Below are 23,816 nucleotides of genomic sequence, written 5' to 3'. Positions count from 1 at the left end.
TTTCCATGAGCCGGTTCACCGGTCTGCTGAAACTGGCCGCCGCCGCGGCTGCCGGAGCCGTCCTCGCGGGCGGTGCCACCGCCGTCGCGAACACCGACGACGCCGGGTGGCGGCGCGGCCACGAGCCCGCCAACATCGGCCAGGTCAAACTCGACGTCAAGGCCTACTACGGCGACGTCGTCGTCGACGGCAAGCACCAGTACTCGGACGGCAGCCGGTTCGTCTCCGACACCAAGCGTCAGGTCGCCGACGCCAAACGCTACTTGCAGCGGAGGCTGGACCGCGGCGTGAAGAACCCCGCCGTGGTGTTCGACGTCGACGACACCGCCGAGGTCACCTACGGCTGGGAGGTCGACAACGACTTCGGCTTCGACCCGGTGAAGCAGCAGGAAGCCATCGACAAGGGCACGTTCGTCGCGAACAAACCGGTGCTGGAGCTGGCGAACTGGGCGGCGCAGCGCGGCGTCAGGGTCTACTTCCTGACCGGCCGCAACGAGTTCCAGGGCCCGCAGTCGCTCAAGAACCTCGCGAACGAGGGCTACCCGGCGCCGGCGGGCGCGTTCTTCAAGCCGAAGACCACCGCGCCGGACTATCTGCCGTGCGGTCTCACCTGCACCACCGTCCAGTATAAAGCGGGTACGCGGAAGCACATCGCCTCGACCGGCGCGACCATCCTGGCCAACTTCGGAGACCAGTTCAGCGACCTCGAAGGCGGATACGCGGAGTTCCCGGTCAAACTGCCGAACCCGATGTACTACCTGCCCTGAGGGGAATATCCGCGCGGGCGGCGTTGCTGTGCCCGATATCGGAAACCCTCGAGGGAGCTGATCCATGTCTGACAAGAAGGTGCTGAAGCCCAGCGCGGCCCACCCGATCACGGTGGCGCCGAACGCCGCCCGGGTGGTCGTCACGGTCGGCGGGAAGGTCGTGGCGGACAGCGCGAACGCGCTCACGCTGCGAGAGGCGAACTACCCGCCGGCGCAGTACATCCCGCGCGCCGACGTCGACTTCGACCTGCTGGAGCGGACGGAACACTCGACGTACTGCCCGTTCAAGGGCGACGCGTCGTACTACAGCATCCGCACCGGCGACGGTGTCGCCGAAAACGCCGTCTGGACCTACGAGGCGCCGCACGACGCAGTCGCCGAGATCAAGGACCACGTCGCTTTCTACCCGACGAAGGTGGACGCGATCGAAGAGCGCTGATCACGGGAGCCGGTTGATCCGGTCGGCGTCCGCGGCGAGCGAGGTGTCGGGTTCGATCCGCCACACCTCCAGGCCGGGCGCGTCGAGGAGTGCGTCGATCAGGGTTTCTTCACCTGCGACGAGGGTCGAATCGAAGTCGATCTCGGTGGCCACGCACCACGCGCGGTCGTCCGGCCAGAACAGGTTGGGGGACTGCGCCTCGAACCAGTTCGGCCTCGGCCGCCAGCCGAGTTCCGTCGCCGAGGTCAGCGGCCCGCCGAACAGCAGGTAGTCGCGGCCGGGATGCCGCAGGCGCGGCGCGTCGAGATGTTCGCGGGACAACGTCGCCTCGTCGGCCCAGGCATAGCCTTCCCAGAGGCAGAACCAGGTCTCCGGGGTGGAGGTGTGGTCGCCGAGGACGGCCAGCAGAGCGGTGAGGCTGTGCGAGGGCAGAGTGCCGCGTCCCGGCGGCGAGCCCCGCCAGAGCGAGCCGGTGAGGTTCACCGGATCCGGGGAGCCGACGAGCGCGTGCCACTGCATGGTGCCGTGGGCGCGCCGTCCCGTTTCGGCCGCCGCTTCGCTCCAGCTCGCCCAGCCGCCGCGATCGCGTTCGGCGGGGTGGCAGATCCGGGCGTAGGCGGCGTACCCGCGCGGGACGGCGCGGCTGGCCGCGCCGAACGCCCCGCCGAGCCTGGAAGAGATCCACTCGGCGGGGGACGGGTCGAGTACCGGCCGCAGCACGCTGGCAGTCTTCAGCAAGATCAAGTGAAGCGCATCTTGTCGGTGGGCGGGGGCATACTGCGGGGCGTGGGTGTTCCGCTGCGTCGACGTTCGGGCCGGTCGTCGTACCGCGAAAACACGCCGGTCGCGATGGTGGCCGGCGTGGTCGAGAGCGCCTGGACGGGACGGGTGGGCCGCGGCCGTCCGCTGCGGGTGTTCCCGGACGGCTGCGTGGACCTCGTCTGGGACAGGCGGGGGCTCACCGCGGTCACGACGGTGCGCGGGGTGCTGCGGCACGAGCTGCCCTCGGTGGACTGGACCGTCGGGCTCCGCCTGCGGTGCGGGGTCGGCGGCGCTGTCCTGGGGCTGCCGATGACAGACCTGACGGCGAGCGCCACCCCCTTGCGCGAACTGTGGGCCGCGAAGGCCCGCCGCGCGGAATCCCGGCTGGCCGAATGCGCGACGCCTGCCGAAGCGCGATCGGTGCTGGAGGCGCTGGTCGCCGACAGGCTCCAGGACGTCGAGCTGGACAGGCTGTCGATCGAGGCCGCTCGCGCGCTGCGGTCGCCCGGTGCCCGCGCCGATCGGGTGGCGGCGGCGCTGGGCGTCAGCGAGCGCGGCCTTAGGCGGCACGTGCGGCACGAAGTCGGTGTCGGCCCCAAGGAGTTGCAGCGGGTACTGCGGTTCCGTCGTTTTCTCGAGCGGGTCGAGGCCGTGGCGCGGGATCATTCGTCGCTCGCCGACGTCGCCGCCGATCTGGGCTACGCGGATCAGTCCCATCTCGGACGGGAGTGCCGCCGGCTCTCGGACACCTCACCCGGCGCGCTCGTGCGGTCCTGGGTCGGGCTCGCTGGCCGAAACGTTCCAGACTGAAGCGGCTCGCCGAGGCGAAGATCGGGGAGTGCTCGAACCTTTCCGCGTCACCATCGACATCCGCACCGACGATCTCGACCTCAACGGACACGTCCGCGGCCCCGCCTACCTCGCGTACGCCGATCACGCGCGCTGGGAATGCGTGTGGGCGGCCGGAGTGGACCCCGTGGCGCTCCAAGCCGGGAACCTCGGCCCGGTCAACCTCGAAACGACGATCCGGTTCCGCCGCGAGCTTCGCGCCCGCGCACGGATCGATGTCTTGACCAGGTTCGTCTGGGAGCCGGGCAAGGTGTCGCGGGTCGTCCAGGAGTTCGTCGCGCCGGACGGCGCCGTGGTGGCCGAGGTGGAGAGCCTCTCCGGCCTGCTCGACCTCGAGCGACGCCGCCTGGTCCCGGATCCCGGACAGCACTGGCGGAAGTACGCGGCGCGGCCGGAGATCCTCGGCCTGCCGTGATCAGTCGCTCATGGTCGTTCTCCGCTGGTACAGGCTGGTGGGCCACTTCGCCGCGGGCGGATCCATCACATGCTCGAATCCCGCGCGCTCGTAGAGCTCGCGCAGAGCTGGGTTGGTGCTCGTGGTCGCCACCCGGACGAAGGCCTTGCCCCGCGCCGCGGCCTTCTCGCCGACCCAGCCGATGATTCGGACCCCGAGCCCGGCACCGGCCGCTTCCCGCGCCACCGCGAGCCGGCCCAGGTAGTAGGCCGATGTCGTGGTTTCGCCCCAAAGTTCCGGCTCCGCTTCGCTGACCGCGCACGTCGCGATCGGCTTGCCGTGCCGGACGATCAGCAGCGCTTCGCCCGTTTCGATCTGCTGGTGAAGCGATTCCCACGGGAAGCGTCGCGGCCATTGGTGGATCCCGCGCCCGGTCAGCCAAGCCGCGGCCTCGGCGAGGAGATCGAGTACGGCGTCCTCCTCTCCGAGTCGGGCCGGGCGGATGGTGGCATCCGGCGTGAGCGGCTCGGGGCTGGTGATGATCGGCATGACCCGATGATGCCCCCGGTCGGGACGGATCGGCGGGCACTCCGCAGCAGGTGCCCACTGGCTTACGGTTGCGGCATGACGAGGACGATCCGGCTGGAAGAGGTCACCGCCGCCAACTTCGATGCCGCGATCGACCTGAAGGTTCACCCTGACCAGGACCATCTGGTCGCGCCGATCGTGAAATCCCTCGCCGAGGCATACGTGTACCCCGGCATTGCCTGGCCCCGCCTCATTCTCGACGGCGATCGGCTCGTCGGTTTCCTCATGGCTTTCCTGAACATCGACTTCGCCGGTGACGGCAAGGGCGTCGACCTCCGTTCGGGTCTCTGGCGGCTCAACATCGCGGCCGGACAGCAGGGTCGTGGCTACGGTCGCTTCGCGGTCGAGGCCGTAGCCGCTGAGATTCGCCGCGGAGGCGGTCACCGCATGACCACCACCTGGCACCCGGGCGACGACGGCCCCGAGGGCTTCTACCTGAGGCTCGGATTCCTTCCGACAGGAGAGAAAAGCGGCGGGCAGACGGCGGGGGAGTTGGCGTTGGACCGGTCGGCGGGGGTTCCGATGGGCACACTGGAGTGAACTGCCTTTCGGACCTGCCCGTGATGTCTTCATCCGGTTGAGGGTGAACGGGGGCGCCGCGCACCTCGATTCCTGATCCTTCTTCGTCGGCTTGACGCGAAGGGAGCCTTCGGCGCATGCGATGCGGTGAAAGTCCCCTTCGCCCCGGGTGCGGTCGGATTCGGCCTATGTCCTGAGGTGCATGGTGTTGCGTCGGGGTTGGCCGGTGGGGTCGAGGTAGGCGGGTGCGGTGAATTCGGGCAGGCCATCCTGAGCGATCCGGACTTTCCATTCACTGTGGTGGATGAGCCGGTGGTGCTTGGTGCACAGGAGAACCAGGTTGTCGATTTTCGTTTCGCCGTGGTGTTCCCAGAAAACAATATGGTGTGCCGTACAGCGTGGCACCGGCATGTCGCAGCCCGGGAACGCGCAACCACCGTCGCGGATGGTGAGCGCGTACTTCTGCGCCAGGGAGACGGTCCGTTTCGAGCGGCCGATATCCAAGGGTTCGCCCGCGGTGCCGAGGACTCCGGGGCGGACGCGGGCGTCGCAGGCGAGGATGCGGGCGTCGGTGGCACTGATCGGACCGACCAGATCCAGATGGGCCTCGCCGATGTCCCGAATGAGGTCCTCGTAGGACATCGTCACCAGAATGTGGGTGGCTTCCCCGGCCTGGCCGGGAAGGTTCCGACTCGTGGTCTTCAACCGCACATAGTCGGTGAAGGCATCCCCGTAGCGTTCGTCTTGGGTGCGGGAGTCCCGGATGCTGTCGATGGCCTTGTGTGGTTTGGCCATGGGGTCGAGGTCGGACTTCAAGCGTGCGTAGGTTTCGAGGTCGAGGGTGCCTTTGAGGCCGAGGGTGCCGTTGCGGTGTTTGACGAACCGCAACTCCGGGCGCGTGTCTTTCGGATTCTCGTCCCGGGGCTCTTTCCCGTCAGGGTCCAGCTCATCCAGGAGTCGTCGTCCGGCTTGGTTGATCTGGCGGGGCCCGGCGTGGCGGGCGAGATCCACGAGGATCTTCTCCCCGCCCCGCACGTCTTCTTCCGGGACGAAGGACGGGATCCGCGCCAAGGCCCCGATGATCGCGTCGATCTGCGAACCACCGATCGCCCCTTCAGCAGCGGCCTCAGCGGTCAGCGGCGCCAGTGGCGGCTCGGGATCGCCGCCGATGGACGGGCCGGGATACAGCGCGAGAACCCGGTGAGCACGATCATCGGCCTCCTTCGTCGTGACATGAAAGTCCTCGAAAATCATCGCCGCCAACGTCGAATGACCCGAACACCCCCGCACCCCACGGATATTGATTTCCGCGAGGATCGCGTTCTGCTCCGCATCCAACTGGCGTTTGAGGACTTCGAGTTCCTGTTTACGGGCATGCAGCGTCGCCGTGTCGACACGCCACCACTCGGCGGGTGTCGTCTGGGGTCTGTCATCGCTGGCCACGGCATTAACGATACTCGCAGTCGAACGCATGTTCTATAGCATATTTAGGTGACAGAGACGGGTTGAAGAATTCGGTGCGTCATCCCAGAGGATTACTTGAGGAAGTGTCGAAGGGGCAAACCGTTGGTGTTCGCATTGTTGCCACGGTGGTGAGAGTGAAGGACGAAGTGTCATCAGGTGCGCGACGGACCTACCTTGTGCTACCGTCGTCCCCGAGCCCCGTATGGGCCTACGCATGGAGGTAGCGGCTACTCAGCCACCAGAGATCGGCACACACCGTCTCTCGTATTCACTCATCCTCGCTTCGTGGGATGACGCCTCCATGCGGTGTGCTCAAAACCCCTGTGTGCCAGTGGGTTTCTGTCGTCGTGTCCTTCTCGCGGTGGTGGTTCCGCGCCCTCCTGTCGACGCATCGATGGGAAAGGAACGCATTGACCGGCTTCAACGACCAGGTGATCGAAGAATTCAGGCAGAACAAAGGGAAACTCGGCGGCATGTTCGAGGGGTGGGAGCTGATCCTGCTCACCACCACCGGTGTCAAGAGTGGCAAGAAGCGCACGAATCCGTTGGGGTATCTGGAAATCGACGGCAAGACCGTCATCGTCGCTTCGAACATGGGGGCGCCGAGGCATCCGGGGTGGTACCACAACATCCGGCACGACCACCGGGTCACGATCGAGACGGGGACCGAGAGCTACGAGGCGATCGCGGCCGTCCCGCCCGCGGCGGAGCGGGACGCGTTGTTCGCGAAGGTCGTCGCCGAGGATCCGGGATTCGCCGAGTACCAGGCGAAAACGACTCGGGAGCTGCCCGTGGTGATCCTGCACCGGATCGACGACAGGGTACGGGGTATGGGGGACTTCCTGGTGGAGGTCCACGAGTGGCTGAGGGAGGAACTCGAGACGCTGCGCGCCGGGGTCGAAGACATCGTGGCCGGTCGCGCGGATTCGCTCACCATGGAGAAATCCCTGCGGGCGCATTGTGTTTCGTTCTGCGAGGCGCTGACCAAACATCACGCCGGTGAGGACATGGGCGCGTTTCCGATGTTGGCACAACGGTTTCCTGCGCTCGCCCCGGCTTTGACGAAGCTCGGGGAAGACCATGTCGTCGTCGCGGGGCTGCAGAAGCGGATTCGTGACCTCGTCGAGGGTTACGTCCATGGCGAGAGTGACCCGGTCCGGTTGCGCGGCGACTTCGACGCGCTCGCGGGGAAACTCGAAGCACATTTCGCCTACGAGGAGCGAACCGTCGTCGCCGCCCTCAACGTGACGGCGCCGGCTCCCGGCTGATCAGGGTGGGACGCCCTGGGGTTTCGGCCCCAGGGCGTGTACCGTGGAGGGTGGCGACGCTCTCTCAGCGTGACGCCGATCCAGCGCGAGACGGGCGGAATTCGCCCCCGGCCTCGCCGAAGACCGCGAACGAGCGGTCCCATTCGAAAGGTTTCACCGTCAAAACTCACAGCACGGACAGTGCGCTGTTCAGCCACCCGCTCGACACTCAGGCCGAGCGACACGATCCCGCGACTCCCCAGGGTGACCGATACGTGGATCTTTTCCGCGAACCCTCTTACCCCGCACCGGAACCTTCGGCCGACGCCGTTCGTTGAACGAAGCGGTCCAACGTTTTGGGTGTCGTGTTGTCCAAGCACGCTCGCGCAGAATTCGTCGCGGGCATCACCTTTCGTGCGCCGCGTCTTCACTTGGCCTTCGACAAGCAGGCCTTCGACAAGAAACGGCGACATGACCTCGATTCTCAGACCCCCGGACAGTCCGGACAGTGAAGAGCGGCGAACGCCGCAACCCCTGATGTCCGGGGAGCAGTCCAGTACCGAAAACCTTCTCGTCAAGTTGTTCGCGGTGGTGCCCCTGCTGGCACTCGCCGCCTCCGTCCCCTTCGCGTGGGGCTGGGGGCTCGGCTGGGTGGACCTCGGCCTGGCCGCCGGCTTCTACTTCCTGACCGGCCTCGGCGTGACCGTCGGTTTCCACCGCTACTTCACCCACGGCGCCTTCAAAGCCAACCGCGGCCTGCGGATCGCCCTCGCGGTCACCGGCAGCATGGCCATGCAGGGCCCGGTGATCGGCTGGGTGGCCGACCACCGGCGCCACCACGCCTTCGCCGACCGCGAAGGCGACCCGCACTCCCCGTGGCTGTTCGGCACGGGCCCGAGCGCGCTGGCCCGCGGCTTCTGGCACGCCCACATGGGCTGGCTGTTCGAGCGCGAGAAGACCAACGCGCAGCGGTTCGCCCCGGATCTGCTCACCGACCGCGACATCGCCCGCGTCGATCGCCTGTTCCCGCTGCTCACCGTCGTGACGCTGCTCGCGCCCGCCGTCCTCGGCGGCGTGATCACCTTGTCGTGGTGGGGCGCGGTCACCGCGTTCTTCTGGGCGAGCCTCGTCCGGGTCGCGCTGCTGCACCACGTCACCTGGTCGGTGAACTCGCTGTGTCACCTGATCGGCGACCGCCCGTTCGCCGCCCGCGACAAGTCCGCGAACTTCTGGCCGCTCGCCATCGCCTCGATGGGCGAGTCCTGGCACAACTCCCACCACGCCGACCCCACCGGCGCCCGGCACGGCGTCCGCCGCGGTCAGCTCGACATTTCGGCGCGGTTGATCTGGCTGTTCGAGAAGGCAGGCTGGGCGACGGACGTCCGTTGGCCGAAGGCCGACAGGCTCGGCCGCAAGCTCAACCCCGGCCACTCCCTGTCACTGCGCGGGAGCGCCTGAGGCACCCGCGATGGCGTCGACCAGCTCCGGCCCATCCGAGAACACCGGGTCGTTGTGGTCGGCGCCGGGGACCTCGACCGTCCTGGCGCCTGCCGCCCGCGCCACCTCGCGGCTCTGCCCGGCCGGGACGACCGAGTCCGCGGAGCCGTAGACGACAGTGATCGGAGCCTTCACGCGCGCGACGTTGTCCCGCGTCGGGAACTCGTCTCGCAGCAGCCAGCGGACCGGCAGGAACGGGTAGTGCCGCTGCCCGACCGACGCGAGGTCGACGAACGGCGAGCGCAGCACGAGCCCGGACGGCGGATGCTCGGTGGCCAGTTCGGTGACGACCGCCGAGCCGAGGCTCTCACCGAAGTACACCAGCGGCGTTCCTGCCTCGCGCACCAGGAAGTCCCGTGCGGCGCGGACGTCCAGCGCGAGCCCGTCCTCGGACGGGTCGCCGGGGTTGCCCCCGTAGCCGCGGTACTCCAAGAGCAGCACCGAGAGCCCGCGTGCGGTCAGCGCGCGGGCGATCGGTGCGCGGTAGGACCGGTTCCCGGCGTTGCCCGGCGCGACGAGCACGGCCGCCTTCGCCTGGGCGGCGGGGAAGTACCAGCTCGCGAGATTCAGCCCGTCCGCCGTGGTGAGCGTGACGTCGCGGCCGCCGGGCAGGACGTCGGCGGCACTGGATGGCGGACGTCCCTCGGGCAGGTAGATCAGCTTGCGCTGGAAGGCGAACGCGCCACCGAAGACCACACCGACGATGGTGACGGCCACCGCCAACCCGATCAACACCTTCTTGCGCATGTCTCCATCATGCTCATCCGGAGTCCGGTTTGCCGTGTTCGGTGATCGCCCCGGTCACGACTGAGACCACGACGCACAGCGCGATGACGACCTCGGCCCACAGGAAGGCCGTGTAGTCGAGCAGTGAGCCGATCGGTGGCGAGCCCGGGGCGAGATTGCGGAATCCGGCGAGCGCGAACAACGTCGCGGCCATGAACCCGAACGACGGCCAGACCAGGCCGCGCCGTCGTGCGATCAGATGCCGTGCGCCGAAGAACACCGCGATGGCCAGTCCCCACATGGTGATCATCATGAAGAAGGCGAAGACCAGCACGCTGGTGGAGCGGCTGAACCGGACGTCGAGACCGCCTTGATCGTCGGAGGCGCGATAGTTCTTGACGGAGAAGGAAAACAGACTGTCCACTTTGTCCAGTGTGAACAGCACGGGGGCGGGCTCCCCGTTGTGGGCCGCCGCGAACTCGATCCTCGCCTCGTAGCCGTCGAAGGGGTAGTCGGTGACGGCCCCGCCGGCCAGCGCGATCGGGAGATCGAGACTGGAGATCCGCTGGTGCGCGGGGAAGACGTGGTCGCCCCGGAGACTGGAGGAGTTCAGCAGCCTCAGTTCGCCGGTGGGCGCGACACCGTCGTCTTCGCCGAACCGGCCGAGCGGGATGACCAGTACGCGCAGCACCGCTTCCCGCGCGGCGGCGTCCACCTTGAGCACGGACGCGGTGACCTCGATCCGGTCCGGATCGTGCGAGCCGACCCAGTGCCCGGTGTCGCCCGCGGTCCGGTCCGCGGCGTACAGCCACAGACCGAGGCCGGCGGCGATCGCCACGGCCAGCACGGTGGCGACGGCCTTGACCACCGGATTTCTCTTGCGCATGGCGGCCATCGTGGCAGTTCGCGGCCGATTCGGCCGCCGTTGTCATGCTGAGGGGTGATGTCGGCCCTTACTTCGCGCGGAGCGCCGTGAGGGCCGGGGTGAACATCGTCGCCTTGATCGCGGACAGCGTGCCGCGATCCTTCCCGGCGAGCGGGCGGACGAGGTCGGCCGCGTACTCCAGCAGCGAGGACTTCTCGGCGACGGCGTCCACGAGGCCCAGATCCCGCGCGTCGGTGCCGCCGAACCGCCGTCCCGTGGTCATCGACGCGATGGCGGCCGAGGGGGTGAGCTTGCCCTGGATGAGCCCGGCCATCCCGGGGGTGAAGGGGATGTTGATGTCGGCTTCGGGGAAGCAGAAGTATCCGCGATCGGCGCGCATCACCCGGAAATCGTGCGCCATCGCCAGCATGGCCCCGGCGCCGAAGGCGTGCCCGTTGATCGCGGCGACCGTGTGCACGCCGAGGGTGAGCACACGGGCCAGCAGCTCGTGGACGTCGGCGACGTACTGCGCTGCCTGGGTGGGGTTGCTGGTGAGCCACTCGAGGTCGAGGCCGTTCGAGTAGAACTTCCCGGATCCGACGGTGACCAGTACCGCCGGATCCGGATAGGCGACGACGGTGTCCAGCTGGGAATGCACGGTTTCCAGCCAGGACGGCGAGAAACGGTTTTCGTCGTCTCCGAGGTCCAGCAGGAACACCGGCGCGTCGTGACGCAGAGTCGGCATCTCGTCAATCCTTTCGTGGGGGTGGGAGCAGGAGTATGGCGTGGACCGCTCCGGCGAGCCGAAGGCGGGAGTCCTCGGAGATCGGCTCGCCCGCGGTGAACGCGCGGCGGAACAGGGCGGTCGGCAGATCGACCACACAGGTCGTGAGCACTTCGACGGCTTGGGCGTCCGGCCTGCCCCAGAGCCTCTCGGAGAGCTCGATCAGGAGGGTGACCAGGCGTTTGTCGAGTACCAGGAGTTCGCCGGCGAGGTCTTCGGGCACCTGCGGGCCGAGCAGGTGCTCCTTCTTGACGGTGATGAGCAGGCGGGCCGCTTCGGGCCGCCGGTCGGCGAACGCGGCAGGCGCGTCCGCCGCGGCCACGACCGCGGAGACCGCGTCTTCCGCTTGATCGGCCAGCGCTGTCTGGAGGTCGAGGAAGTCGCTCGCCGCGCGGAGCCAGACGCGGGCCAGAAGCGCGCCGAGTGAGCCGAAAGCGTGGTAGATCGTGCCGTTGGAGACTCCCGCCGCGGCCGCGAGGGACCGGACGGTGACGCCCCGCGCGCCGACCTCGACGACGAGGCGCTCGGCTGCGTCGAGCAGCCGATCCAGGTCGTGGACGCGCGGGCGGGGCATGGCCGCGAGAATAACAGAGCGCTTGCTCTAAAACTGTGCGGGCACGCTTCGCGGGGCTGTGACGTGGTTCACGCGCGGTGCTGTCACATCGGCGCGGTGACCGGGGTCAACCCGACGAACCACCGAGAAGCCAAGGAGAAACCGAAATGACCACCGCCTATGTCATCGTCACCGTCTTCGGAGCGTTCATGGCCGCCTTCTCGGCCGCCTCGATCTTCTTCCGCGCCAAGTGGGTCGTGCAGCCGCTGGCCGACTACGGCGTTCCCCGGACCTGGTGGAATCCGCTCGGCGTCGCCAAGGCCGCGGGCGCGCTCGGCCTGATCGCCGGCCTGTGGGTGCCGGTGATCGGTGTCGCGGCCGGGATCGGCCTGGTGCTCTACTTCGCCGGTGCGGTGATCACCGTGCTCCGCGCGCACTGGCCGTCGCACGTCGCGTTCCCGCTGATGTACCTGGCGCCCGTCGCGGCCTCACTCGTGCTCGGCTTCGCCGCCTGATGTCAGGAATCCGGGGTCCACACCGCGAGCTCGGAGCCGCCGGGCTCGCGGAAGTGGAACCGGCGCCCGCCGGGGAACGAGAACGGCTCGACCGTGACGACCCCGCCCGCGGCCTCGACGGAACCCCTCGCCCGCTCGAGGTCGTCGGTGCGGATCGTCACCAGCGGCGCGGCCGTCTGCTGCGCGGTGTCCTGCTGGAAGCCGAACGAGACCGCGCCGCCGCCCTGGACGTCGGTGTACGCCGGACCGTACGGCGTCGCCTTCCATCCGAAGGCCTTCTCGAAGAACAGGCTCGAGCCCGCCGCCGAACTCGACGGGAACTCGACGAAGTCGATTTCGTACATGCACCGGAAGCTACTCCGGCCCACCGACAGAAACTCCTCAGACGCTGCGCAGCACCGAGACCACGACGCCCAGCACGGCCGCGCGATCCCCGTCGATGACGTCGTAGGCGGGGTTGCGCGGTTCGAGGTACACGTGGCCGTCGCGGCGGCGGTACACCTTGACCGTGGCCTCCTCGTCGATCATCGCGGCGACGATCTGGCCCGAGTGCGCCTCTTGCTGCTGCTTCACCACGACGATGTCGCCGTCGCAGATCGCCGCGTCGATCATCGAGTCACCGCGGACCCGCAGCCCGAAGACGTTGCCCCGCCCGGTGAGTTCACGCGGAAGGGTCATCACGTCGTCGACGTGCTCGACGGCCGAGATCGGCGTTCCCGCGGCGATGTCACCGACGACGGGAACCGGCACCGAGTCCTCTGTGGATTCCCGGGACGTGGTGCCGTGCAGGAAGGCGCGGACGTCGATGGGGCGGGAAATCGAGCTGCTGCGGCGGAGGAAACCCTTCTCCTCCAAAGCCGCCAGATGCTTCGACACCGAGGACGTCGAGCGCAGGCCGACCGCTTCGCCGATCTCGCGAGTGCTCGGCGAGTATCCGTGCTCCACCACCCATTCGCGGATGGTCAGCAGAATCTTCTGCTGACGCTCCGGCAGGGAAGCGGCTTCCTCGAACACGTCAAGATCGTGGTAGGCGGTCATCAGCGGAATGGTAGTTCGTGCAGGCCGCCGCTATCGCCGCGGTGTCCCAGTAGAACGGCCGCACCTCGGTGATGCGCCCGTCCTCGACGGTGATCGTCTGCAGGATCGGGAAGTCCAGCTCGCGTCCGGTGGCCCTGGCGCGGGCGTGCACGTGGGTCAGGACGACCAGCGGGCTGGTCTCGCTCAGGAAACTCTGCTCCACCATGTCGAAAACCTCCCAGGTGCCGCTCATCGCGAGGAAGAACCGCTCCATGTCCTCGTGGCCGCGCCAGATTCCGCCGTACGGCAGGCCGTCCGCCTGATGCAGCACCACATCGGGGGAGAAGAACGGCGCGAGCGGCGCGAAGGTCGCCTTGCCGGGGCCTCCGGCGGCGAAGTAACCGGCTTCCGCCGCGTACATGCCTCTGAGTACGGACAGGGCGTCCGTTGTCGATGTCACGACGACCACTGTGGTCCGGCGCGACCGCGGGCGCTGGCGGTTATCCGTCGTGAAGATCGGCCGGATGGCCGCCCCGGCCGGACCGAAAGTCCGATCCCGCGAGCGCTTCGGCGAGGTTGACTCGATCGTATGAACACGAAGATCACGGCGGCGGCACTGGCCGCGGCGACGGCGACGGTCGCGCTGACCGGATGCGGTCTCAAAGAAGGCTTGACCGAGAAGGCGAACGGCCACGTCAAGACGGTCGGCTACGCGACCGGCGTGGAAGGCAAGCGCGACAAGGACGCGCGCGTGCCGGAGTGGGTGCCGGACCGGGCGACGTCGATCACGGAGGTCATCCGGACCACGGGCTCGGAGCGGCTCCTGCGCTTCGTCGGCGGTGAGTTGCCCGCGACCTGCGTGCCGGGGGCAGCGGCGACACAGGCGGCCACGCTCGCCGCCCAGTGGTGGCCGCAGGGGCAGGAGAGCCGGACCGACAAGGTCTGCGGGGACTGGCATGTGCTCGTCCAGGGCGGCGACGTCTACGCGTTCAAGCCGGAGACGCTCGTGAACACGAGGTCCTGAGCTACTTCTCGTTCGCGAGCGCCTCGGCGCAGGCGGCGAGATCGTGCAGCAACCGGTCTTGATGGGTGACCGAAAACGGTTCGAGCATCCGCTTCTCGACCGTTTTCACGACGATGCTGGCCGCGTGGAGCTGCGCGCGTCCGGCGGGAGTGAGCGTGCTGGGCAGGGCGCGGCCCTGGGGCGCTGTCGCCGGACGGGTGACCAGCCCTCGGTCCTGTAATCCGCGCAGCACCAGGTTCATCGACTGCCGGGTGACGAACACGGCTCGCGCCAATTCCGCGTTGGACAGCCCCGGCCGTTGCGAGAGCACCTCGAGGCAGGAGTACTGCGGCACGGTGAGGTCGAGAGGGCGCAACGCGGTGTCCATGGCCGTGCGTAGCGCTGTCGCCGCTCGTTTCAGCACGTATCCCACCGCTTGGTCGAGTGATCCGACCCCCTCGCTTTGCTCAATCCTGCTTTGATCAACCCTGCCTTGACTCATGTCAGCATCATGACATACATTCTTGATGTCAACACACTGACATCAAGGGAGACGACAATGACCGTGACCGGACTCGATTTCCTCTCGCTGCAAGTACGCGACCTCGACCGTGCGGCTGAGTTCTACGAGACCCAGCTGGGCCTGAGCAGGCTGCCCGTCGCGCCGCCCCACGCGGTGGTGTTCGGCACCGAGACGATCCCGTTCGCGGTGCGGGAACCCGTGCCGGGGATGGATCTGGACGCCGTCTCCCCGGGGCCGGGATCAGGGGTGGCGTTGTGGCTTCACGCCGACGACGCGCAGCTGCTGCACGACCGGCTGGCCGAGGCGGGCACGCCCATCGTCACGGAGCCTTTCGACGGGCCGTTCGGCCGCACTTTCGCCTTCTCCGACCCGGACGGCTACGTGATCACCATCCACGACAAGGCCTGACCGCGCTTGCTCGAGCAGCGCGAGCCCCTGCTCACCGGGGGAGCCGGCGGGGGTCGTGCACACGATGAGCAGCTGGTCCGGCGACCGGGCGATCGACAGGGTCTGCTGGGTCACCGTCACCGGGCCGACCATCGGATGGTGCAGCTCGTAGACCGCGGCGTCGCAGGGCTGCACGCGATGGTCGCCCCAGAGCGCGACGAACTCGGTGCTCTTCATCGTCAGTTCGCCGATCAGCTCCGCGAGCAGCGGATCGTCGGGATGCCTGCCGACGGCGATCCGCAGGTTGCCGACCACCGCGCGGATCTTCCGCTTCCAGTCGACGTACAGCTCCCGGCTGTGCGGATCCAGGAACAGCATCCGGCTCATGTTCGGCCGTCGTGCCGGGTCCTCCGGGGCGTGGAAATCCAGGTGCCCGGCCAGCAGGGCGTGGCCGAGGTCGTTCCATGCCAAGACATCCGAGCGACGGCCGAGTATCAGCGCGGGAGCGGACACGGTGCGCAGGAGATCCCGGGTCTCGTCGTGGAGCTTCTCGGGCCGCGGGCGGCGTGCCCGAGGCGCGCGGCGGGCGGCACCGGCGAGCCGGTCGAGATGTTCGCGTTCGTGCCCGTCCAGCAGGAGGGCACGGGCGATCGCGTCGAGCACTTCGGCCGAGGCGCCGCGTGACATGCCCTGTTCCAGTCGCGCGTAGTACGAGACGCTGACGCCCGCGAGCTGGGCCAGCTCCTCACGCCGGAGCCCGGCGACCCGGCGGCGTGGCCCGACGTCGCGTAGGCCGACGTCTTCCGGCCGCAGCCGCGCCCGCCGGGCCTGCAGGAAGTCGCCGAGCGGTCCTGGTCCGTCCATGATCCCGAGTATCCGTCGCGTGGCGGGCCTCAGCCACACCCTCCCGGTGGGAGGACAAGCGGGGCGTGGCCCGGGCACGCCAGGGTGTCCAGGCTCGGTCACATGGACGAGATCATCATCGGGGACGTCACGGTCACCCGGGTCAAAGAGTTCTACGGTTCGCTCGGGATGACACCGGCCGAATTCCTGCCCGACAGCCCCGACGGCGCTTGGGACGAACACCGCGGCTGGCTGGCGCCCGACTTCTGGAACCCCGAGACGAACGAGTGCCACGCGGCACTCCAGTCCTGGGTGCTGCGCAGCGAGGGACGCACGATCCTGGTCGACACCGGGGTCGGCAACCACAAGGACCGGCCCTACGCGGCGGTGTGGAACCGCCTCGACACCGCTTACCTCGACAACCTCGCGGCCGCCGGGGTGCGGCCGGAGGACGTCGACGTCGTGGTCAACACCCACCTGCACATCGACCACGTCGGCTGGAACACCCGGCTCGACGGCCGCACCTGGGTGCCGACCTTCCCGAACGCCACGTACCTGATGCCGCGGCCGGACTTCGACTTCTGGAATCCCGCCGATGAGCACGATTCCGTGCTGGGGCGCGGAAATCAGAACGTCTTCGAGGACAGCGTCGCGCCGGTTCACGAGGCGGGGCTGACTCGTCTGTGGGACGAAACCCACCGCATAGACCGGAATCTGCGGCTGGACCTCGCCCCCGGGCACACCCCCGGCTCGTCCGTGCTCACCCTGGAATCGGGTGGGGAGAAGGCGCTTTTCGTGGGAGACCTCGTGCACACCGCGCTGCAGATCGTGGAGCCGGACACCAATTCGCCCTATTGCGAGGATCCGGCCGGATCCAGGGCGACCCGGCACAAACTGCTCGGTGACGCCGCCGACAGCAACGCGCTCGTCTTCCCCGCGCATTTCGGCGCCCAGGGTGCCGTGCGGGTCGAGCGCCGGGGGCCGAAGTTCGCGATCTCGCGGTGGGCGGGCTTCTCCCACCTCTCCTGAGAGGAGTTTTCCGTGTCACCACAAGCAGAAACCCCGGCGGGCGTCGTTCGCGGCCGCCGCGACCCGTTCGGCGAGCTCTACCGCGCCGTCCCGTACGCGGCGGCGCCGATCGGGCCTGGCCGCTTCCGCCGGCCCGCGCCGCATCCGGGCTGGACCGGCGTCCGCGACGCGACCAGGCCGTCGCCGACGGCTCCCCAGCCTGTCCGCGACTTCGGCCGTCTCGACATGACTCCTTACTTCGGGCCGGGTTGGGTGCGGGGCGAGGAGTACCTGACCGTCGACGTCCGGACGCCCGCCGCGGACGACGGCAAGCGGCCCGTGATGGTCTTCGTGCACGGTGGCGGGTTCGTCACCGGCTCGACCCGCGCCGCGCTCTACGACGGAAGGGCGTTCGCCCGCGACGGTGTCGTCCTGGTGACGGTGAACTACCGCCTCGGTGTCCCCGGTTTCCTCGATCTGGAGGGCGCTCCGGCCAACCGGGGGCTGCTCGACGTGCTCGCCGCGCTCGGCTGGGTGCGTGACACGGTCGCCGTGTTCGGGGGAGACCCGGACAACGTCACCGTCTTCGGGCAGTCGGCGGGTGCCACGCTCACCGGTGCGCTGCTGGCGACGCAGGAGGCGGTGGGATTGTTCCGGCGGGTGATCGTCCAGAGCGGCAGCGGTACCGGGGCCTTCACGCCGGAGCAGGCGCGCAGGGTCACCGCCGCGGCGGCTTCGGCGCTGGGAGTCGCACCTTCCGCCGAAGCATTCGAGGCGATCCCGGACGAGCGGTTCCTGGCGATCCTCCCCGCGCTGGCGGGCCTCGATCTGCGGACCGGGACAGCGTCGGATCCGTTGGCCGGGCTGAGTCCGTTCAGCCTGGTGCTGCCGGTGCAGCCCGCCGACGGCCTCGTGATCGAGGCGGATCTGCTCATCGGCACCAACACCGAAGAGGGAAACCTTTACGTGGCAACGGAAGGCGAGGCCGCCGCGCTGGGGGAAACCCTGTTCGGAGCCGGTACGGCACGCCTGGCGAAGGCCCACGGCCACGCTCATGTCTACTCGTTCGGCTATCGCTCGACGGCGTCGGACGGACGGCTCGGCGCCGCTCACACCGTCGAGCTGCCGTTCGTCTTCGACCTCGCCGACGAGCCGTGGCTGCACGGCGACACCGGTCTGCTCGGTCCTGATCCCGTCCCGCGGGGCCTCGCGGCCGAGATGCATGGCGCGTGGGTCGCGTTCGCCCGGACCGGGGATCCCGGCTGGGCACGGGACACGGTCGGGTTCTTCGGCTGACAGGGCGTGCCAGACCGTGCCAGTGCCGTGTGCGCCGCCTGCCAGCGGTCCCCGACAGTCTCTGGAATGTCATTCCAGTCACGACTTCGAGGAGTCACCATGCACACACCGGTCACGATCATCGGCGCCGGGCTCGGCGGCCTCACCCTGGCCCGCGTCCTGCACGTCCACGGGGTCCCGGCGGCGGTTTATGAAGCCGAGGCGTCCCCCGCCGCGCGGTCGCAGGGCGGGATGCTCGACATCCACGACTACAACGGGCAACTCGCCCTCGAAGCGGCAGGACTGATGGACGAGTTCCAGAGCATCGTCCTCGAAGGCCGCCAGGCATTGCGGGTCTTCGCCATGGACGGGACCGTCCTGTTCGAGAGGGGGGACGACGGCACGGGCGGCCGTCCCGAGGCGCTGCGCGGCGACCTGCGGCGGATGCTGATCGACTCGCTCCCCGAAGGCACCGTCCGCTGGGGGTACCGGGCGGTCGGTGCCCGGACGCTCGAAGACGGCCGCCACGAGGTGGCATTCGAGGACGGCCGCACCGTCGTCGCCGATCTCCTGGTCGGCGCCGACGGCGCGTGGTCACGGGTCCGGCCGCTGCTCACGGACGCCGTCCCCGAATACTCCGGCACGTCGATCGTCGAGACCTATCTGTACGACGCCGACACCCGGCACCCCGGCGTGGCGAAAACGGTCGGCGGCGGGTCGATGTTCGGGAACGGGGCCGAGCAGGGCATGGGCATCAACGCCCACCGCGAAACCGGCGACACCTTGCACGCCTATATCGAACTCGGCAAGCCGCTGGACTGGTTCGACCCCATCGACTTCACCGACGCCGATGCCGCCAAGGCGCGGATCGCGGCGGAGTTCGACGACTGGGCGCCCGAGCTCACCGCGCTGATCACCGAAAGCGACATCGCGCCGATCCACCGTCCCGCCTACGCCCTGCCGTTCGGGACGCGATGGGCTCGCGTTCCGGGGGCGACCCTGCTCGGCGACGCCGCCCATCTCGCGCTGGCGAACGGCGAAGGCGCCAACCTGGCGATGCTCGACGGCGCCGAACTCGGCAAGTCCCTCGCCGCGCATCCCGGTGACGTCGAGGCCGCTCTCGTCGAGTACGAGCAGGCCATGTTCGTCCGCGGTGAAACGCCCATCGACGAGGAACTCCTGATGGAAAGCGTGTTCGGCGAGGAACTCCCGCCGAGCCTGCTCGGCCTGTTCGAGGAGCGGAATTCTTAGCCGATCATGATGAGCACCAGGATCGCGGTGAGCAGGGCCAGTGCGGCGGACGAGAGGATTCGCATGTCACGTCCGCTGTTCCAGCCGTTCGATGCGATCGAGGACAGGGCGTAGCTCCTGACGGACCGCCGCGGTGATCATGGCCGCGGCGTCCGTGGTGCTCGTCTGGGCGCGGAGGTGGGTGTAGCCGGTGAGCGCGGCCACGACCGTCCGGCGCGCGGTGCGCAGGTCTGCGCCCGCCTCCCGCAGGACGCGCCCGCCCGTCCCGTCGGGTTCGCCGATCAGGCCGAGCAGGAGATGTTCGCAGCCGACGTAGTTGTGGCCCAGCGCGAGGGCCTCGGTCACGGTCAATTCCAGCGCGTTGGCCGTGGCGCCGCTGAACTGTGTCGCCGGCGGGGCCTCGGAAGCCTCCGCTGCCGGTGCGGCGTTGGCCAGCGCCCGTGCCACGTGGGCGGGATCGATCTCCATCGCGCGCAGCACGTGCAGGGCGAGATTGGTCCCCTCGGTGAGCATTCCGTGCAGCAGGTGTTCCGTGCCGACGTCGGCGGCGCCGCTCGCGCGCGCCCGGTCGATCGCGAGCTTGACCACGGTGCGCGTGCGTTCGGTGAACTGCGAGAGCTGGGCCGTCGGGTCTTCGGTCTCCAGATCGCCCAGCACGGTCGCCCGGATCGCCGCCACGCGCCGCACCGACTGCTCCAGTGCCCGCTGGCAGATCGCCGAGACCGGCACCCCGGTCGCCTTGACCGCCTCGGCCAGGTCGTCGGGCAGATACACGTTGATCTTCGGCATCGCGGCCGCTCCTCCCAGTGATGACTAACCCCATTTATAACCCCCCTTGGGGGTATGGTCAATCGGGTAGTGCAGGAAGGCCCCCTTCCTTGCGTCTAGCGCAAGGAAGGGGGCCTTCACGTACTTGGGGCGGTCAGGCGGCCGGGCGGCCCGCTCCGGCGTAGTCGTCGCCCTGCTTCCGGTAGGTGTGCACCTGCACCGCCTGCCCGGTCTGCGGGGCGTCGATCATCTGCTGGTTCCCGATGTACAGCCCGACGTGGTGGATCTTCGTGTTCGGCTCGCCGTAGAAGATCAGGTCGCCCAGCTGGGGATCGGTCACCTTGTTCACGCTGTGGTACTGCGTGTGGGCGGTGCGCATGAGCTTGACGCCGGCGCTCGCGTACGCGGCCGTCGTGAGGCCGGAGCAGTCGAAACCGGGGTCGCCGCCGCCGGTGCCGTTGCCGCCCCAGACGTAGGGCAGGCCGATCTTGTCGATGGCGAAGTTGACCGCGCTCAGCGCCGCCGCGTTCGGCGGCTGCGGGTTCTGGCCGACGGTGCCGTAGACGTTCACCGTCGCGAGGGTGCGGTGCATCAGCAGCGGCGCGGGCTGCAGCGTGCTCACCGCGTTCCACCACGTCTGGCCCTGGCCGAGGTCGCGGCCGCCCGCGCACAGGGCGCGTCCGGCGGTGAGCGTGGCGTCGTCGATGTTCTGCTGGTTCGGTTTCCCGCCGCTCGCCGAGGCCTGGAACTGGTTCCACACCGACGGCGCCAGTTGCAGCGGACCGCTGGCGTTCGCGGACGAGACGACCTTGTTGTAGAAGTCGCGGACCTCGACCGCGCCGAGCGGCACGGTCATCACCCCGTCGGCGTTGAGGCTCGAGCCGGTGGCGCGGCCGTGGTCCGAAGCGATCTTCCCGAGCGCCGCCAGCGTCACCCAGGACAGACGGCAGCCCGGCGTTTCCTTGCTCAGCGCGACGGTGGTCTTCGCGTAGCCGGTCATCGCGCGCAGCGGGATGTCGAGCCAGCCGCTGGTCTTCGACACCCAGGCGTCGAACTCCTGCCCCATCTGCTGCGGGACCTTCGGCTGTTCTTTCGGTATTTCCGCGGGGGCGGACGACGTCGGCGGGGCGGGCGGGACCGTCGACTGGACGGCGGCGGCTTCCGTCTTCGGAGCTTCCTTCGGCGCGAAGGTGATGGCGGCGACCAATGCGGCGCCCGCGACGACGACGGCGGCGATGATCACCGGAAGTCTGCGTCGGCGGGAGGTTTCCTGTTCCATCAGAGACCCCCGACGATGCGGTCGAGCACGAACCCGCGGAAGGCGTCGACGTCGGTGGTCAGCGCGACGTCGATGGTGCGGCCCGGCACGGTCTGCGGATCGGTGCTTCGCAGCCTTCGCCGGTCTACGAGTGTCGCGCCGCGCGCGGGGCCGAAGCCGCACTCGACGTCCACGGGGTACGACTCGGTGTCGAGGATGCCCGGCCGGATCGCTTCGGCCACCGCGACCGCGTCGTGCATGACCATCCCGGGGAAACCGAGGATCGGGGTGTAGTGCTCGACATAGGTGGGCGTGAGCGCTTCGAGCGCCGCGCCGAGCGGGCCGGACGCGGCGAGTTTGCCGAGCCAGGTCGTGTCGACCGAGCACTGGTGCGTGATGTCCAGCGGCACCAGCACCGTCGGGATGTCCCCGTCGACCAGCACCCGGCGCGCGGCCTCGGGATCGCTCCAGATGTTGAACTCGGCGGCCGTGGTGGAGTTCCCCTTGGTCACCCCGCCGCCCATGATGACGATCCGGCCGATCTTCTCGCGGATCTGCGGATGGGCCGCCAGCAGCAGCGCGATGTTCGTGAGCGGGCCGATCGGGGCGATGGTCACCGGCTCGTCGGCGGCTTCCAGCAGATCCACCAGCAGGCGGACGGCGCCGCGTTCGTCGAGAGCGCGCTTCGCCTCCGGCAGTGTGCCGGCGTGGCCGGACAGGCCGTCCTGACCGTGCACGAACCCGGCGGGCTTGGCGTTGTCGTACACCAGCGGCCGCTCCGCGCCGGCGGCGACGGGGACGTCCTCGCGGCCGAAAAGCTGCAGCAGGCGGCGGGCGTTGGCGGTGGTGTGGCTCAGCGGGACGTTGCCGAACACCGTGGTCACGCCCAGCAGGTCGACGTCCTCGGAACGGGTGGCCAAGGCCAGCGCGAAGGCGTCGTCGACCCCCGGGTCCGTGTCGATGATCAGCTTGGTGCCCATGCGCGTGCTCCCCTTTGCGGTCGGCGGCCTGATCACAGGTTACGGTCACCCGTATGACGTCCATGTGGGGTGCGCCCGCGCTGTCGCGGCTCCGCGCTTGGGGCCAGGCCCGTCGTGATCCGCGTCAGGCGAAGTTCCTGACCAAGGATTCGCTGCGCTGGGTGCTGCGAAACCGCGCGTACACGCCTTGGTACCTGGTCCGGTACTGGCGGCTGCTGAAGTTCCGCGTCGCGAATCCGCACATCATCCTGCGCGGCATGGTGTTCCTCGGCAAGGACGTCGAGATCCACTGCCGCCCCGGATACGGACGGCTGGAGATCGGCCGCTGGGTGCACATCGGCGACGGCAACGCGATCCGCTGCCACGAGGGTTCGCTGCGCATCGGTGACAAGGCGGTGTTCGGACGTCAGAACGTCCTCAACGGCTATCTCGACATCGAACTCGGCGCGGCCACGCTCGTCGCGGACTGGGTGTACATCTGCGATTTCGACCATGTCACCACGGACATCACCGTCCCGATCAAGGATCAGGGCATCGTGAAGTCACCGGTGCGGATCGGGCCGGACACCTGGATCGGCACCAAGGTCTCCGTGCTCAAAGGCACCAGGGTCGGCCGCGGCTGCGTCCTCGGCGCGCACGCCGTGGTGCGGGGCGAGATCCCGGACTACTCGATCGCGGTCGGCTCGCCCGCCCGCGTGGTGCGGAACCGGCAGGACGACTACGCCGCCGACGCCGCTCGCCGAGAGGCTGTCGCGGACATGGCGCGGAAGGCGAACAAGGCTCTGCAGAAGACCCTGGGCGCCGAGAGCTGAAGGGGACTTTCCCCGCATCGCACGCGGTGAGGGGCGCTTTCCCTGCATGAGACGCGGGGAAAGTCCCCTTCAACCGCGCTAGCCGCGCAGCTGCTCCCGGACCTCCATGAGCGCGAAGCCCAGGAGGTTCTGCCCGCGCCAGTAGTCGGGGCGCGTGGCGTTCTTGTCGTCACGGGCGACGCCGCTGCCCCAGACCAGGTCCATCTTCGATGCCTCGACGATCACCTTGTCGCCCGTGCTCAGCAGGAACTCGCCCAGCTCGGCGTGCTGGCGGAACTTCTCCAGGTTCCCGTCGACGACGATGTCGAAGCGGTGCCGCTCCCACTTGTCCCCGTCGAAGCCCGAGACCTCGCGGCCGAGGATCTTGGCGGTTTTGGGGTCCGGCGCCTGACGAATGTTCTCCGCGGCCTCGTAATCGCCGAACAGTTCGGCCTTGCTCGCCATCATGTAGTGCTCGGCCGTCGGGTACCGCTCGCCGCCCGCGACGAACGGCGCCAGCCACCACTGGCTCAGGCAGGCCGCGTTGACCCGGCCGCTCTTGAGCGGGGTGTGGCCGTAGAAGAGCTGGTACTCGGGCTCCGCGCCACTGTGGACCAGCTCGCGCAACGCATCGAGACTCCGGACTCCGTCGACCTTGCTCACCATGGCGACCAGTGGACCACAAGCCACCGACATCCCGCGCACCCACTGGACCACTCTCCGACGTGGCCCGAGGTGGTAGG

Annotated in this window: 29 protein-coding genes and 1 pseudogene; 14 read left to right on the top strand and 16 right to left on the bottom strand. The window is 68.8% G+C overall.

The annotated features are described in order from the left end of the window. The first annotated feature begins 5 nt into the window (after positions 1–5). Positions 6–767 (top strand): HAD family acid phosphatase, encoded by a 762-nt coding sequence (locus HDA45_RS11445; RefSeq protein WP_184894503.1) that lies wholly within the window; start codon positions 6–8, stop codon positions 765–767. Between the two features lie 64 nt (positions 768–831). Next, on the top strand, positions 832–1,206 hold the full coding sequence (locus tag HDA45_RS11440; protein WP_184894501.1) for a DUF427 domain-containing protein: 375 nt from the start codon (positions 832–834) through the stop codon (positions 1,204–1,206). Here the strand turns inward: HDA45_RS11440 and HDA45_RS11435 are convergent, their stop codons facing one another. Beyond that, positions 1,207–1,926 carry a hypothetical protein gene (locus HDA45_RS11435; protein WP_184905508.1) on the bottom strand — a complete coding sequence of 240 codons (720 nt, stop codon included), beginning with the start codon at positions 1,924–1,926 and terminating at the stop codon, positions 1,207–1,209. It abuts the gene before it with no gap. A gap of 66 nt (positions 1,927–1,992) precedes the next feature. Here HDA45_RS11435 and HDA45_RS11430 point away from each other — a divergent pair, with 66 nt between their 5' ends. Next, positions 1,993–2,778, top strand: coding sequence for a helix-turn-helix domain-containing protein (locus HDA45_RS11430; RefSeq protein ID WP_184894499.1), 786 nt, complete (start codon positions 1,993–1,995; stop codon positions 2,776–2,778). Between the two features lie 28 nt (positions 2,779–2,806). Next, the gene (locus HDA45_RS11425; protein ID WP_184894497.1) at positions 2,807–3,232 is read left to right on the top strand and encodes a thioesterase family protein; all 426 of its coding nucleotides are present in this window, start codon (positions 2,807–2,809) and stop codon (positions 3,230–3,232) included. Here HDA45_RS11425 and HDA45_RS11420 read toward each other — a convergent pair whose 3' ends face one another. Continuing rightward, positions 3,233–3,760 carry a GNAT family N-acetyltransferase gene (locus HDA45_RS11420; RefSeq protein ID WP_184894496.1) on the bottom strand — a complete coding sequence of 176 codons (528 nt, stop codon included), beginning with the start codon at positions 3,758–3,760 and terminating at the stop codon, positions 3,233–3,235. A 75-nt stretch (positions 3,761–3,835) separates the two neighbouring features. On the opposite strand from HDA45_RS11420, the gene HDA45_RS11415 reads away from it, so the two are divergent. Further along, positions 3,836–4,339, top strand: coding sequence for a GNAT family N-acetyltransferase (locus HDA45_RS11415; protein ID WP_184894494.1), 504 nt, complete (start codon positions 3,836–3,838; stop codon positions 4,337–4,339). 165 nt (positions 4,340–4,504) lie between these two features. Here the strand turns inward: HDA45_RS11415 and HDA45_RS11410 are convergent, their stop codons facing one another. Continuing rightward, entirely contained in the window at positions 4,505–5,761 is a 1,257-nt protein-coding gene (locus HDA45_RS11410) for a DUF222 domain-containing protein (RefSeq protein WP_184894492.1), read from the bottom strand. A gap of 431 nt (positions 5,762–6,192) precedes the next feature. On the opposite strand from HDA45_RS11410, the gene HDA45_RS11405 reads away from it, so the two are divergent. Together HDA45_RS11405 and HDA45_RS11400 are read left to right on the top strand one after the other, a co-directional pair. Then, positions 6,193–7,050: a nitroreductase/quinone reductase family protein gene (locus HDA45_RS11405; RefSeq protein ID WP_184894490.1), complete on the top strand. Its 858-nt coding sequence runs from the start codon at positions 6,193–6,195 to the stop codon at positions 7,048–7,050. A 450-nt stretch (positions 7,051–7,500) separates the two neighbouring features. Beyond that, positions 7,501–8,487, top strand: coding sequence for an acyl-CoA desaturase (locus HDA45_RS11400; protein ID WP_184894482.1), 987 nt, complete (start codon positions 7,501–7,503; stop codon positions 8,485–8,487). Here HDA45_RS11400 and HDA45_RS11395 read toward each other — a convergent pair. The 4 genes from HDA45_RS11395 to HDA45_RS11380 all read right to left on the bottom strand — a co-directional run bounded on the left by HDA45_RS11395 (position 8,467) and on the right by HDA45_RS11380 (position 11,475). Continuing rightward, on the bottom strand, positions 8,467–9,273 hold the full coding sequence (locus HDA45_RS11395) for an alpha/beta hydrolase (RefSeq protein ID WP_184894480.1): 807 nt from the start codon (positions 9,271–9,273) through the stop codon (positions 8,467–8,469). The genes HDA45_RS11400 and HDA45_RS11395 overlap by 21 nt on opposite strands. A gap of 13 nt (positions 9,274–9,286) precedes the next feature. Then, on the bottom strand, positions 9,287–10,138 hold the full coding sequence (locus tag HDA45_RS11390; RefSeq protein ID WP_246480676.1) for a DUF4436 family protein: 852 nt from the start codon (positions 10,136–10,138) through the stop codon (positions 9,287–9,289). Positions 10,139–10,205: 67 nt separating this feature from the next. Further along, positions 10,206–10,862: an enoyl-CoA hydratase/isomerase family protein gene (locus HDA45_RS11385; RefSeq protein ID WP_184894476.1), complete on the bottom strand. Its 657-nt coding sequence runs from the start codon at positions 10,860–10,862 to the stop codon at positions 10,206–10,208. Between the two features lie 4 nt (positions 10,863–10,866). Next, positions 10,867–11,475 carry a TetR/AcrR family transcriptional regulator gene (locus HDA45_RS11380; protein ID WP_184894474.1) on the bottom strand — a complete coding sequence of 203 codons (609 nt, stop codon included), beginning with the start codon at positions 11,473–11,475 and terminating at the stop codon, positions 10,867–10,869. Positions 11,476–11,621: 146 nt separating this feature from the next. Between HDA45_RS11380 and HDA45_RS11375 the strand changes: the two genes are divergently transcribed. Then, the gene (locus HDA45_RS11375) at positions 11,622–11,969 is read left to right on the top strand and encodes a DoxX family protein (protein ID WP_184894472.1); all 348 of its coding nucleotides are present in this window, start codon (positions 11,622–11,624) and stop codon (positions 11,967–11,969) included. 2 nt (positions 11,970–11,971) lie between these two features. Here HDA45_RS11375 and HDA45_RS11370 read toward each other — a convergent pair whose 3' ends face one another. Genes HDA45_RS11370 through HDA45_RS11360 form a run of 3 tightly spaced genes read right to left on the bottom strand, consistent with a single transcriptional unit; the run spans position 11,972 to position 13,446 of the window. Further along, positions 11,972–12,313, bottom strand: a complete 342-nt coding sequence (locus tag HDA45_RS11370) for a VOC family protein (protein WP_184894470.1) — start codon at positions 12,311–12,313, stop codon at positions 11,972–11,974. Between the two features lie 37 nt (positions 12,314–12,350). Next, positions 12,351–13,007 (bottom strand): transcriptional repressor LexA, encoded by a 657-nt coding sequence (lexA, locus tag HDA45_RS11365; protein ID WP_039919936.1) that lies wholly within the window; start codon positions 13,005–13,007, stop codon positions 12,351–12,353. Continuing rightward, entirely contained in the window at positions 12,985–13,446 is a 462-nt protein-coding gene (locus HDA45_RS11360; RefSeq protein WP_343072049.1) for a nuclear transport factor 2 family protein, read from the bottom strand. The genes lexA and HDA45_RS11360 overlap by 23 nt, the downstream gene beginning before the upstream one ends. 129 nt (positions 13,447–13,575) lie before the next feature. Here HDA45_RS11360 and HDA45_RS11355 point away from each other — a divergent pair, with 129 nt between their 5' ends. Continuing rightward, entirely contained in the window at positions 13,576–14,010 is a 435-nt protein-coding gene (locus HDA45_RS11355) for a hypothetical protein (RefSeq protein ID WP_184894468.1), read from the top strand. Position 14,011: 1 nt separating this feature from the next. Here the strand turns inward: HDA45_RS11355 and HDA45_RS11350 are convergent, their stop codons facing one another. Continuing rightward, a complete protein-coding gene (locus HDA45_RS11350) occupies positions 14,012–14,461 on the bottom strand; it encodes a MarR family winged helix-turn-helix transcriptional regulator (RefSeq protein WP_343072290.1) in 450 nt (149 codons plus the stop codon). Between the two features lie 39 nt (positions 14,462–14,500). On the opposite strand from HDA45_RS11350, the pseudogene HDA45_RS42110 reads away from it, so the two are divergent. Beyond that, a pseudogene (locus HDA45_RS42110) lies at positions 14,501–14,839 on the top strand (VOC family protein); the annotation flags it as partial. Here the strand turns inward: HDA45_RS42110 and HDA45_RS11345 are convergent. Next, a complete protein-coding gene (locus tag HDA45_RS11345; RefSeq protein WP_184894464.1) occupies positions 14,753–15,763 on the bottom strand; it encodes a helix-turn-helix domain-containing protein in 1,011 nt (336 codons plus the stop codon). The pseudogene HDA45_RS42110 and the gene HDA45_RS11345 sit on opposite strands and share 87 nt — an antisense overlap. 102 nt (positions 15,764–15,865) lie before the next feature. Here HDA45_RS11345 and HDA45_RS11340 point away from each other — a divergent pair, with 102 nt between their 5' ends. The 3 genes from HDA45_RS11340 to HDA45_RS11330 all read left to right on the top strand — a co-directional run bounded on the left by HDA45_RS11340 (position 15,866) and on the right by HDA45_RS11330 (position 19,276). Continuing rightward, a complete protein-coding gene (locus HDA45_RS11340) occupies positions 15,866–16,771 on the top strand; it encodes an MBL fold metallo-hydrolase (protein ID WP_184894462.1) in 906 nt (301 codons plus the stop codon). A gap of 12 nt (positions 16,772–16,783) precedes the next feature. Beyond that, the gene (locus HDA45_RS11335; RefSeq protein ID WP_184894460.1) at positions 16,784–18,046 is read left to right on the top strand and encodes a carboxylesterase family protein; all 1,263 of its coding nucleotides are present in this window, start codon (positions 16,784–16,786) and stop codon (positions 18,044–18,046) included. Positions 18,047–18,145: 99 nt separating this feature from the next. Continuing rightward, a complete protein-coding gene (locus tag HDA45_RS11330) occupies positions 18,146–19,276 on the top strand; it encodes an FAD-dependent oxidoreductase (RefSeq protein WP_184894458.1) in 1,131 nt (376 codons plus the stop codon). Between the two features lie 66 nt (positions 19,277–19,342). Here HDA45_RS11330 and HDA45_RS11325 read toward each other — a convergent pair whose 3' ends face one another. The 3 genes from HDA45_RS11325 to HDA45_RS11315 form a co-directional block, all read right to left on the bottom strand. Further along, positions 19,343–20,065 (bottom strand): Clp protease N-terminal domain-containing protein, encoded by a 723-nt coding sequence (locus tag HDA45_RS11325; RefSeq protein ID WP_184894456.1) that lies wholly within the window; start codon positions 20,063–20,065, stop codon positions 19,343–19,345. A 133-nt stretch (positions 20,066–20,198) separates the two neighbouring features. Further along, positions 20,199–21,323 carry a C40 family peptidase gene (locus tag HDA45_RS11320; RefSeq protein WP_184894454.1) on the bottom strand — a complete coding sequence of 375 codons (1,125 nt, stop codon included), beginning with the start codon at positions 21,321–21,323 and terminating at the stop codon, positions 20,199–20,201. Further along, positions 21,323–22,282 carry a nucleoside hydrolase gene (locus HDA45_RS11315; protein WP_184894452.1) on the bottom strand — a complete coding sequence of 320 codons (960 nt, stop codon included), beginning with the start codon at positions 22,280–22,282 and terminating at the stop codon, positions 21,323–21,325. Before HDA45_RS11315 ends, HDA45_RS11320 begins: the two co-directional genes overlap by 1 nt. A 53-nt stretch (positions 22,283–22,335) precedes the next feature. On the opposite strand from HDA45_RS11315, the gene HDA45_RS11310 reads away from it, so the two are divergent. Beyond that, positions 22,336–23,094 carry an acyltransferase gene (locus tag HDA45_RS11310; RefSeq protein WP_184894450.1) on the top strand — a complete coding sequence of 253 codons (759 nt, stop codon included), beginning with the start codon at positions 22,336–22,338 and terminating at the stop codon, positions 23,092–23,094. 78 nt (positions 23,095–23,172) lie between these two features. Here the strand turns inward: HDA45_RS11310 and ybiA are convergent, their stop codons facing one another. After that, positions 23,173–23,739, bottom strand: coding sequence for a riboflavin biosynthesis intermediates N-glycosidase (gene ybiA / locus HDA45_RS11305; RefSeq protein ID WP_184894448.1), 567 nt, complete (start codon positions 23,737–23,739; stop codon positions 23,173–23,175). Between the last annotated feature and the right edge of the window lie 77 nt (positions 23,740–23,816).

Origin of the sequence: Amycolatopsis umgeniensis (assembly GCF_014205155.1) — a bacterium.
Lineage (GTDB): Bacteria > Actinomycetota > Actinomycetes > Mycobacteriales > Pseudonocardiaceae > Amycolatopsis > Amycolatopsis umgeniensis.
This window is presented reverse-complemented; position numbering and strand designations above follow the sequence as displayed.